Source organism: Rhodovibrio sodomensis (assembly GCF_016583645.1).
Lineage (GTDB): Bacteria > Pseudomonadota > Alphaproteobacteria > Kiloniellales > Rhodovibrionaceae > Rhodovibrio > Rhodovibrio sodomensis.
This window is the reverse complement of the sequence record NZ_NRRL01000155.1, coordinates 1-9,785: the sequence shown is the minus strand read 5'-3', so window position 1 is coordinate 9,785 and position 9,785 is coordinate 1. Positions and strand designations below refer to the sequence as shown.

9 protein-coding genes are annotated in these 9,785 nt (G+C 68.1%); 7 read left to right on the top strand and 2 right to left on the bottom strand.

Annotated elements, in window-relative coordinates; translation table 11 throughout:
- The first annotated feature begins 214 nt into the window (after window positions 1–214).
- Together CKO28_RS25235 and CKO28_RS25230 are read left to right on the top strand one after the other, a co-directional pair.
- Window positions 215–763: a L,D-transpeptidase family protein gene (locus tag CKO28_RS25235; protein WP_200343795.1), complete on the top strand. Its 549-nt coding sequence runs from the start codon at window positions 215–217 to the stop codon at window positions 761–763.
- 92 nt (window positions 764–855) lie between these two features.
- Window positions 856–1,368, top strand: a complete 513-nt coding sequence (locus CKO28_RS25230) for a hypothetical protein (RefSeq protein ID WP_200343793.1) — start codon at window positions 856–858, stop codon at window positions 1,366–1,368.
- A gap of 104 nt (window positions 1,369–1,472) precedes the next feature.
- Here the strand turns inward: CKO28_RS25230 and CKO28_RS25225 are convergent, their stop codons facing one another.
- Window positions 1,473–2,153: a YggS family pyridoxal phosphate-dependent enzyme gene (locus CKO28_RS25225; protein ID WP_200343791.1), complete on the bottom strand. Its 681-nt coding sequence runs from the start codon at window positions 2,151–2,153 to the stop codon at window positions 1,473–1,475.
- Between the two features lie 64 nt (window positions 2,154–2,217).
- Window positions 2,218–3,051 carry a sulfotransferase domain-containing protein gene (locus CKO28_RS25220; RefSeq protein ID WP_200343789.1) on the bottom strand — a complete coding sequence of 278 codons (834 nt, stop codon included), beginning with the start codon at window positions 3,049–3,051 and terminating at the stop codon, window positions 2,218–2,220.
- A 338-nt stretch (window positions 3,052–3,389) separates the two neighbouring features.
- Between CKO28_RS25220 and CKO28_RS25215 the strand changes: the two genes are divergently transcribed.
- From CKO28_RS25215 to holA, 5 genes are all read left to right on the top strand, one after another.
- Window positions 3,390–4,532, top strand: a complete 1,143-nt coding sequence (locus CKO28_RS25215) for a porin (RefSeq protein ID WP_200343787.1) — start codon at window positions 3,390–3,392, stop codon at window positions 4,530–4,532.
- A 168-nt stretch (window positions 4,533–4,700) separates the two neighbouring features.
- The gene (locus CKO28_RS25210) at window positions 4,701–5,231 is read left to right on the top strand and encodes a DUF3576 domain-containing protein (RefSeq protein ID WP_338050241.1); all 531 of its coding nucleotides are present in this window, start codon (window positions 4,701–4,703) and stop codon (window positions 5,229–5,231) included.
- A 91-nt stretch (window positions 5,232–5,322) separates the two neighbouring features.
- Window positions 5,323–7,905 (top strand): leucine--tRNA ligase, encoded by a 2,583-nt coding sequence (gene leuS, locus CKO28_RS25205; protein WP_200343785.1) that lies wholly within the window; start codon window positions 5,323–5,325, stop codon window positions 7,903–7,905.
- Window positions 7,892–8,458, top strand: coding sequence for an LPS assembly lipoprotein LptE (gene lptE, locus CKO28_RS25200; protein WP_200343776.1), 567 nt, complete (start codon window positions 7,892–7,894; stop codon window positions 8,456–8,458). Before leuS ends, lptE begins: the two co-directional genes overlap by 14 nt.
- On the top strand, window positions 8,455–9,492 hold the full coding sequence (holA, locus tag CKO28_RS25195; RefSeq protein ID WP_200343774.1) for a DNA polymerase III subunit delta: 1,038 nt from the start codon (window positions 8,455–8,457) through the stop codon (window positions 9,490–9,492). The genes lptE and holA overlap by 4 nt, the downstream gene beginning before the upstream one ends.
- Window positions 9,493–9,785: the final 293 nt, after the last annotated feature.

The window sequence follows — 9,785 nt, the reverse complement described above, 5'->3', positions numbered from 1 at the left end:
CGAGCGCGCCGACGCGCCCGACCGCGCCGGCGGGCGCCCAGCCGGCCCCAGGGGCGGCGGCTGCGGCCCGGGGCGATCTGGCGGAACGGATGATGCGCGCGCTCAGCAAATACGAGGCGATGCGCCGCGCGGACTAGTTCGACCGACCTCGCTCCGGCCGGTTGCGCCGGCCCGTGCCCTGGCGCCGGGCGGCGACCTGGCCTAGGCTCGCGGCATGGACCTGATCGTCGAACCCGGCGGCGACGGCTGGCAGCTGCGCCTGCCGGACGGCACCGTCGTTCCCTGCGCGGTCGGGCGCGGCGGCGTGGGGCCGAAGCGCGGCGAGGGCGACGGCATCACCCCGGCCGGCCGCTGGCCGGTGCGCCGGGTGTTGTACCGCCCGGACCGGATCGCCCCGCCCGAGACCGCCCTGCCGGTCGCCGCGATCGCGCCCGACGACGGTTGGTGCGACGACCCGGGCGACCCGGCCAACTACAACCGCCCGGTGACCAGGCCCTACCCCGGCCGCCACGAGACGCTGTGGCGCGACGACCGTTTGTACGATCTGCTGGTCGTCCTGGGCTTCAACGATGCCCCGCCGGTCGCCGGCGCCGGCAGCGCGATCTTCCTGCACGTCGCAGCCCCGGACTTCGCCCCCACGCAGGGCTGTGTTGCCGTCGCGCCCGCGGCACTCCATATCCTGGTTGCACAGCTACGACCGGACAGCCACGTCGCGGTTTGGGCTAGCTCGCCACCGACACCAACCCGGATTGACTCACCATGAAAACAGGCTGGCACACCATCTTGGCCGGGCGGGTCCGCCGCGCACGCACAGCCGGCTGTGTTCTGCTCGCGGGGGTGCTGGGGGCCTGTTCCATGGCAACCAGCACCGGCCCGGCCTCGATCTCGCCGAGCTACGACCAGGCCTACATCTCCGATGTCGCCGAACGCGGCGGCATGCCGCTGATCGTGCGCGGCGACCCCTTCCCTGGCAACAACGGGCCGTTCGCGCGGCAGGTCGCGACCGCGCTAACGGACTCGCATTTCGGGCCAGAGTTCACCGTCTTCGCCGACCCGGCGGAGGCCCCGGACGGCAGTGCCAAAACGGTGCTGGTGGTGAACGCGACGCAGCGGGTGAATTCGGGCACCGTGTGCCACTCCGACGCGAGCGACAGCTCAGCCGGTAGCGCGGTCGGCCCCGCGGGCAAGATCGACTTTACCATCGCCTTTTGTTCGGGCAACCGCCGGCTCTCGTCGCTGCGCGGACAGCTCGCCGAGGTTTCGGGCCCCGAGGATCCGCGGATCGGCGAACTGTTCCAGCAGGTCGCCATCCAGCTCTACCCGCCGCACAACCCGGACCGAAACGATCGGGACCTGATGATCGACTAGGGTAAGCTGCTGGAAGGTAAAATAAGCTTTTTCCTTAGTCTGACCTGCGCTTTACAACGCTGGAACCGCATCCGTGCCGCACGCTCGGGCACATCTGCGGGGCCTTATCCTTCCCGCGCGCCGAACAGGGCGGAGCCGACGCGCACGTGCGTGGCGCCGAGTTTGACGGCCGTCTCGTAGTCGCCGGACATGCCCATCGACAGTTTGGGCAGCGCATTGCGGGCGGCGATCTTGGCCAACAGCGCGAAGTGCGGGGCCGGCTCCTCGTCGACCGGCGGCAGGCACATCGCCCCGACGACCGGCAGGTCCAGTTCGTCCCGGCACCAGGCGATGAAGGCGTCGGCGGCGCCGGGCGCGATGCCGGCCTTCTGCGGCTCCTCGCCGGTGTTGAGCTGAACGAACAGCTCCGGCCGCCGGCCCTGCCTGGCGATCTCCTTCGACAGCGCCTTGGCCACGCTCTCCCGGTCGACGCTGTGGATGGCGTCGAACAGCTCGACCGCGTCCTTCGCCTTGTTCGACTGCAGCGCGCCCACGAGGTGGAGGTCCAGGTCGGGAATTTGCGCACGCCGCTCCGACCAGCGCTGCTGCGCCTCCTGCACCCGGTTCTCCCCGTACACCCGGTGCCCGGCCTCGAGTGCCGCCTGCACCCGGTCGTCCGGCTGCTTCTTCGAGACCGCGATCATGGACACCTGCGCTGGATCGCGCTCGACGGCGCGCGCGGCCGTGTCGATCTTGCCGCGGATCCCGGCGATATGTTCGGCGATGTTTTGGGCGGCGTCGCTCACGCCTCGTCCTCCCTGGCTTGTGTGTCCCGGGCTTGCGCGTCCCGGGATCGCGCGCTGCAGGCCGTCATAGGTAGCCGAACCGGCGCATGACCTCGCCGTGCTCGCGCTCGATCCGGGCGGATTGCTTCGGCGTCAGCTGCTTGCGCCAGTTGCCGGAGGTGCCGGTCCGGAAAAACCGCTCGGAGTTTTCCGAACGCTCGATGAAGCCCTCTTGCTCTTCCATTTCGCGCAGCTTGCGAAAGCTGGTCCACTCGACGACCTGGCGGATCCGTTCGCGGTCGCGCGAGAGCCCGATCCCCATGGCGAGCTTGGAGAAGTGCTTGATCGGATCGTGCAGCAGATCCTCGTAGCGCAGCACCAGCCGGCGCCGGGACTTGCCGCCGGTCCAGGAGGTGACGTGGCCGGACCAGGTGGACAGCTTCTCGAACACCTGCCGGTTGGGTACCGGAGCGGTCTCGAAGCCGACGTTGGCCAAGGCGTCGATCATCTCGTCGATACTGATGCCCCAATGATCCGCCGCGGAGATCGCGACATCGCGCGGGTCGCGCACGATGTAGACGGCGCCCAGCGTCACGTCGTGACGGATCAGCGGATGGCCCAGGAACTCGCCGTGGCAGTTGTGCGTCTTGATGAAGACGTCGTTCTTGTTGACCGCCGCGATACGCTGCTGCGCCCGGGGCCGCAGGTCCATGATTCGTTGGTGGGACAGGTTGTCCGGCTGCTCGTGGCTGCCCAGCAGCCGGGTGAACCACAGGATGTTCGCCTCGCTCACGCAGGTTTCGCCGATCTCGTTCAGCGACAGCGGACGGTCCTTCGCCAACAACATGTTGGCGATGAACGCGCGCATCCAGGTGTTGCCGGACTTGGGATAGGATGCGACCCAGAAGATCTTACCCACGGGGGAGCCTCGTGTTCGTTACGGTCGTCGCTCGGGCGGCGTTTCACCGCTCTAGCCCTTCCGCCTGGGGGCGCGGGAGCGGGGCGGCGGCAGAAGGAACCTAATAGGACTGGCGGCAGCGGCCAAGCGCCCCGGCACGGGGTCCGGCCGGATCCGTGGGCCGCGACTGTGGCAATTAGAACACAGTGTCGCAAAAACCGCGCAGTGAGTGTGCGATCCCAGTTGCAGCAAAAACGCTGGCTGGTTATTTATCCTCACGACCGCACGCCCCTGCGCGCATCAGCTGAAAAACGGGGCGTAGGTTCTTGGCAGTCAACGAAGTTTAAGGGGGGATCCCTATGAAGAAGAGCCTTTTCGCAACCACGGCGATCGTCGCCGCATTCGGCATGGGCGCCACTGCGGCGCACGCCCAGGATGACAGCGGCTGGTCCGTCGGCCTGTCCGGCTACAGCAACTTCATGGTCGGGTTTGCCGATCAGGATACGCCGACCGGCAACAGTGCGGCAGGCGATGCCTCGCTCCGTGGAGGAACTGGCTTCCACGAGTCGGACTTCGACTTTTCCACAGATACAGAAGTTGAAGTCAATGCGTCGGTGACGTTGGACAATGGAATCGAGGCAGGCTTTTCGACGCAGTTCATCGGTGATGCCGGGTCCGACGAGGACAACGGTGTTGACGAGCAGATCATCTACCTCGACGGCTCGTTCGGCCGGGTTGAGTTGGGTCATGAGGATGGTGCCAACGACAACATGCACTACGGTGCTACGTCGGTGAAAGCCGTATACGTTGGTACCTACAACAATACCACTGGCAGCCTTGTCCAATTTAGGGGTAATGCGCCAGTCCTGACTCCGTTCGTCGACTCATCCGACAACACAAAGATCAACTACTTCACTCCTCGGATCGCGGGCGTGCAAGCCGGTGTTACCTACGCGCCGGACGCTGACAAAGATAGCTTTGCGCCGCGGCGTGATGCCGGAACTACAACCGACCTGTTTGAAGGCGGTGTTAACTACGTCAACTCCTTCAACGGGTTCGACATCGCCGCTGCCGTTACCGGCGCGTACGCAAACTCTTCCACTGCTGGGCCGTCTGGAGATGAGTCCTGGAACGTCGTGCCGGGTGTGGTCGTCGGCTACGGCGGTTTTGAGTTTGGTGCCTCTGTCGGTTTTGGTGACCAATCCGGGCAAGAGACTATCGTGTATGATGCCGGTGTTGGGTACTCCACTGGGCCGTGGTCGGTGAGCCTGACCGGCATTTACAGCCAAGCCGACAATACGAACGCCTTCAACGGCCAGACGGTTGAAGACGAGTTCTATGAGGTGAATGCTGGCATAAACTATGCGCTTGGGCCGGGAGTGAGTATCTTTACATCGGTCGCTACAGGCGAATTCACCGATGAGGGTCGAACCACCGGCGGCAATAGGTTGTCCGACAACGAATATGTTTCCGTAGTGAGCGGTGTGGGCGTCAGCTTCTAAGCTGAAGCCGTATCCGGTTTCTCGGAACCGTAAGAGATTTGCGAGGGCAGCAGGTTTCCTGCTGCCCTCTTTCTCTTGGACGTCATTCTCTGCATACTCGCGCGCGCGTCCGACCGTCGGGGTGTTGACGCGTTTGACTGAGCATATGCCAGACAAGAGGTAACCGTCGTGCTGTCCCCACGCCTGCTGAAAGGCATCGCGACCAGCGCCATCTTGGGGCTTTCCCTAAGTGCTTGCGGCTCCACCGTCGAACGGCCGTCCGGACCGCCAGAGTCCGGCACGCCAGATAACCCGGCCAACACAGTTGGCAAGGTTGGCGGTGGCAATCTCCTCCAGTTCGGCACGGGGACCGACGACGCCCCTCAAGGCGGCACCGGAATCGGCGTCAACGCCTATCTCTGGCGCGCGTCGCTGGATACGCTGTCGTTCATGCCGGTGGACTCGGCGGATCCGTTCGGCGGGGTGATCCTGACCGACTGGTATTCGCCGCCCGAGGCGCCCGACGAGCGGTTCAAGGTCAACCTGTATATCCTGAGCCGGCAGCTGCGCGCGGACGGGCTGCGCGTCTCCGTCTTCCGCCAGGAGCGCGGGCCGCAGGGCAGCTGGCGCGACGTCGAGGCCCACGGGCAGACCGCGACCGAGCTGGAGAACGCGATCCTGGCGCGCGCCCGCGAGATGCGGATCGCCAGCACGCAGTAGCCGCGCCCGGCGGCGGCCGCGGCCCCCCAGCGATCCGCCCGGGCCGCCCGCGCCACGCCCGATGCCTTGCAACTCTCAGCGCAAGAACCCGATGACGAGCCGCTACAACGTCAAGGAAACCGAGGCCAAATGGCAGCGCGCCTGGGAGCGGGCGCGCGCCTTCGAGGTGACCCGCGATCCGGCGCGGGCTAAGTGCTACGTCCTGGAGATGTTCCCCTACCCCTCGGGGCGCATCCACATGGGTCACCTGCGCAACTACACGATCGGCGACGTGGTCGCCCGCTACAAGCGCGCGCGCGGGTTCAACGTGCTGCACCCGATGGGCTGGGACGCGTTCGGCCTGCCCGCGGAGAACGCCGCGATCGACCGCGGCGTGCACCCGGGCGAATGGACCTACCAGAACATCGACGCGATGCGCGCGCAGCTGAAGTCGATGGGCCTGTCGATCGACTGGTCGCGCGAGATCGCCACCTGCCATCCCGAGTACTACCGCCACGAACAGGCGATGTTCCTGGAGTTCTACCGCCAGGGCCTGGCCTACCGGAAGGAGGCCTGGGTCAACTGGGACCCGGTCGACCAGACGGTGCTGGCGAACGAGCAGGTGGAGAACGGCAAGGGCTGGCGCTCCGGCGCGGTCGTCGAGCAGCGCAAGCTGCCGCAGTGGATGTTCCGGATCACCGCGTTCGCCGACGATCTCTTGGAGGCGATCGGCGATCTGGAGCGCTGGCCGGACAAGGTCCGGCTGATGCAGCGGAACTGGATCGGCCGCTCGCAGGGCGCGCGGGTCTATTTCGACCTCGTCGGGCGCGACGGCGGTAGCCGCGACCAGCAGCTGGAGATGTTCTCGACCCGCCCGGACACGCTGTTCGGCGCCAGCTTCTGCGCGCTCTCCCCGCACCATCCGCTGGCCGAGCAGCTGGCGCAGGACGACCCGGAGCTGCGCCGCTTCCGCCAGGAGTGCGAACAGCTGGGCACCTCCGAGGAGGCGATCGAGCGGGCGGAAAAACGCGGCTACGACACCGGCCTGCGCGCGCGCCATCCGCTGATGCCCGAGGTGACCCTGCCGGTCTACGTCGCCAATTTCGTGCTGATGGAATACGGCACCGGCGCGATCTTCGGCTGCCCGGCGCACGATCAGCGCGACCTTGAGTTCGCCCGGCGCTACGGCCTGCCGGTGACCCAGGTGGTGCTGCCCCACGGCGCGGACGCGCCCGAGGCGGAGATCGAGAGCGCGATCACCGGCGACGGTACACTGGTCAACTCCGGCTTCCTGGACGGCCTCGATGTCGAGGCCGCCAAGCAGCGGGTGGTCGACAGGCTGCAGGAGCTGGGCCGCGGCGAAGGCACGACGCAGTACCGCCTGCGCGACTGGGGGGTCAGCCGGCAGCGCTACTGGGGCGCGCCGATCCCGATGATCCACTGCCCGGCCTGCGGGGTGGTGCCGGTGCCCGACTCCGACCTGCCGGTCGAGCTGCCGCACGACGTCGATCTGTCCAAGCCGGGCAACCCGCTGGACCGCCACCCGGGCTGGAAGCAGGTCGACTGCCCGGACTGCGGCGCCGCCGCCGAGCGCGAGACGGATACCTTCGACACCTTCATGGAATCGTCCTGGTATTTCGCGCGCTTCTGCTCGCCGCGCAGCGACACGGCGTTCGAGCGCGCGGACGTCGACTACTGGCTGCCGGTCGACCAGTACATCGGCGGGGTCGAGCACGCGGTCCTGCACCTGCTCTACGCCCGTTTCTTCACCCGGGCGCTGCGGCATTGCGGCTATCTCGACATCGCCGAGCCGTTCGACGGCCTGTTCACCCAGGGCATGATCGCGCACGAGACCTATAAGGACACGGCCGGCAAGTGGCTGTCGCCGCAGGAAGTGATGCGCGATTCCGACGGCAACCTGGTGGACACGCAGGGCCACCCGGTGACCGCCGGCCGGGTCGAGAAGATGAGCAAGTCCAAGCGCAACACCGTCGACCCGACCGAGACGATCGAGGCCTACGGCGCCGACACCGCGCGCTGGTTCATGCTGTCGGATTCGCCGCCCGAGCGGGACATGGAATGGACCGAATCCGGCGTCGAGGGCGCCTACCGGTTCCTGCAGCGGCTGTGGCGGATGGTGACCGGCGCGCTCGACGAGATCCCGGCCGCGGGCACGCCCGAACCGGCCGACGACGCGCTTTCCAAGGCCGGGCTGGCGCTGCGCCGGGACGCCCATCGGAGCGTGGCGGCGGTCGGCCAGGACATCGACCACTTCCGGTTGAACCGCGCGGTCGCCCGGCTGTACGAACTGGCGAACGCGCTCGGCGGGTTCGAACCGGCGACGGACGCCGACCGCTGGGCCCGGCGCGAATCGGCGGAACTGCTGGTGCGCATGGTCGCCCCGATGATGCCCCACGTGACCGAGGAGCTGTGGCAGCGGTTGGGCTACACCACGATGCTGGTCGACCAGCCCTGGCCGGAAGCCGACCCCCGGCTGCTGGTCGCCGACACGGTCAAGATGGCGGTGCAGGTCAACGGCAAGGTGCGCGGCACGATCGAGCTGCCGCGCGACGCCGACGAGCCCACGGCGCGCGAAGCCGCGCTGGGCGACTCGGCCGTGCAGCGGGCGCTGGGCGACAAGACGCCCCGCAAGGTGATCGTCGTGCCCAATAAGATCGTCAATGTGGTCGCGTAACCCCGGCCGGCCCGGCCGGCGCGCCGGCGCGCTCGCCCTGGGCGGGCTGCTGGTCGCCGCCGCCGGCTGCGGCTTCCAGCCGATGTACGCCGAGCGGGCGCAGCCCGGCAGCGGCCAGATCTCGCCCGCGGTCCGCAACAGCGTGGCGATCGCCCCAATCCCCGACCGGATCGGCCAGCAACTGCACAACGCCCTGCGCGACCAGCTGAACCCGCGTGGCCAGCCGACCGATCCGGCCTACCGCCTGCGCGTCAGGATCAGTTCGGTGTCGGAGCCCAGCACGCTGCGCAGCGACGGCACGGCCACCCGGCGCAGTTTCACCCTGCAGGCCACCTGGCAGCTCGACGACTACGACAGTTCGCGCCGGCTGTTCACCTCCAGCGCCGGCGCGCGGACCAGCTACAACGTGGTCGACCAGCCCTACGCCACGGTCGTGGCGTTCAGGGACGCACAGGAACGGGTGGTCGAACAGGTCGCCCGCGACATCGCGGCCCGCGTGACCGGCGTGCTCGCGCGCGGGGTGCGCCCCGCACAGGCGAACGCCGCGCAATGAAGGTCAAGCCGGCGAACGCGGACCGCTTCGCCGCCAAGCCGGACGCCCAGGTCCGCGCCGTGCTGGTCTACGGCCCCGACCGCGGCCTGGTACGCGAGCGGGTCGGCAGGCTGGTCCGCTCGGTCGTCGCCGATCCGGAGGATCCTTTCCGGGTCGCCGAGCTGACCGGCGAGCAGATCAAGAAGGCCCCGGCCGTCCTGGCCGACGAGGCGGCCGCCCTCGCCTTCGGCGGCGGCCAGCGCGTCGTCGTCGTACGGTCGCCGAGCGAGGACACCGCCGCGACGTTCCGCGAGTTCCTGGCCGATCCCGCCGGCGACTCGCTGGTCGTCGTGGAGGCGGGCGATCTCGACGGGCGATCCAAGCTGCGCGCGGCGTTCGAGAAGGCCGACCGCGGGGCCGCCCTGCCGTGCTACCGCGACGAGGGGCGCGACCTCGCTGGGCTGATCCAGGAGACCCTGAAGGGCCACGGCCTGTCGGTCAGCCGGGAGGCGCTCGACTACCTGGGCCAGCAGCTGGGCGCCGACCGCGGGGTCACGCGCAGCGAACTGCTGAAGCTTGCCCTCTACAAGGGAAGCGGTGAAGTCCAGCTCGAAGACGCAAGATATTGTGTTGGCGATAGCGCCGCCCTGTCGCTCGACGACGTCGCGCAGGCGGTCGCCGAGGGCGATCTGGCCGGGCTCGAACGGGCGTTCGACCGGGCCCTCGCGGAGGGCGCCAACCCGATCCAGCCGCTGCGCGCCACCGCCAACCACTTCAAGCGCCTGCACCAGGTCGCCGATGCGGGCGACGTCGCGCAGGCGGTCGAGAGGCTGAAGCCGCCGGTGTTCTGGAAGCTGAAGCCGCGCGTCACGGCGCAGGCCAAGGCCTGGACGCCGGCCCGGCTGGGCGAGGCGCTGGACGGCCTGCTGGAGGCGGAGGCGCGCTGCAAGTCGACCGGCATGCCGGCCGAGGCCGTGGCCGCGCGGGAGCTGATGCGGGTCGCCAGCCGCTCTCCCCTACGCCAGCGCCGCAAACGGCCCGCCGGCCGGCGCTAACGCGTTTCATGTGAAACAGACGTCGTCAGCCGGGTACGTATCGCGCGCTGGCCCTGCAATATTGAACCACAGAGACACAGAGGCACAGATCGGGACAGCTGTTTCAGCCAACCCGTGGCCTACCGGAACTGAACAAGCAGATTGGTTCCGCTAAACGCAAGATGAATCTGGAGCGTTCTCGAGGGTCCGGGAACGGCAGTTTGCCAGGGCGAGACGGCTTTTGCCGGACCGCTCGTGAACGTGGATTGAACGGACCCGCGGGCAGCGAGGCAGGTCTATGGGGATTGTGTCGA

Coding starts and splice junctions, on each gene's coding strand:
- CKO28_RS25235 (WP_200343795.1), top strand. CDS start 215: ATGGACCTGATCGTCGAACCCGGCGGCGACGGCTGGCAGCTGCGCCTG.
- CKO28_RS25230 (WP_200343793.1), top strand. CDS start 856: ATGGCAACCAGCACCGGCCCGGCCTCGATCTCGCCGAGCTACGACCAG.
- CKO28_RS25215 (WP_200343787.1), top strand. CDS start 3,390: ATGAAGAAGAGCCTTTTCGCAACCACGGCGATCGTCGCCGCATTCGGC.
- leuS (WP_200343785.1), top strand. CDS start 5,323: ATGACGAGCCGCTACAACGTCAAGGAAACCGAGGCCAAATGGCAGCGC.
- lptE (WP_200343776.1), top strand. CDS start 7,892: ATGTGGTCGCGTAACCCCGGCCGGCCCGGCCGGCGCGCCGGCGCGCTC.
- holA (WP_200343774.1), top strand. CDS start 8,455: ATGAAGGTCAAGCCGGCGAACGCGGACCGCTTCGCCGCCAAGCCGGAC.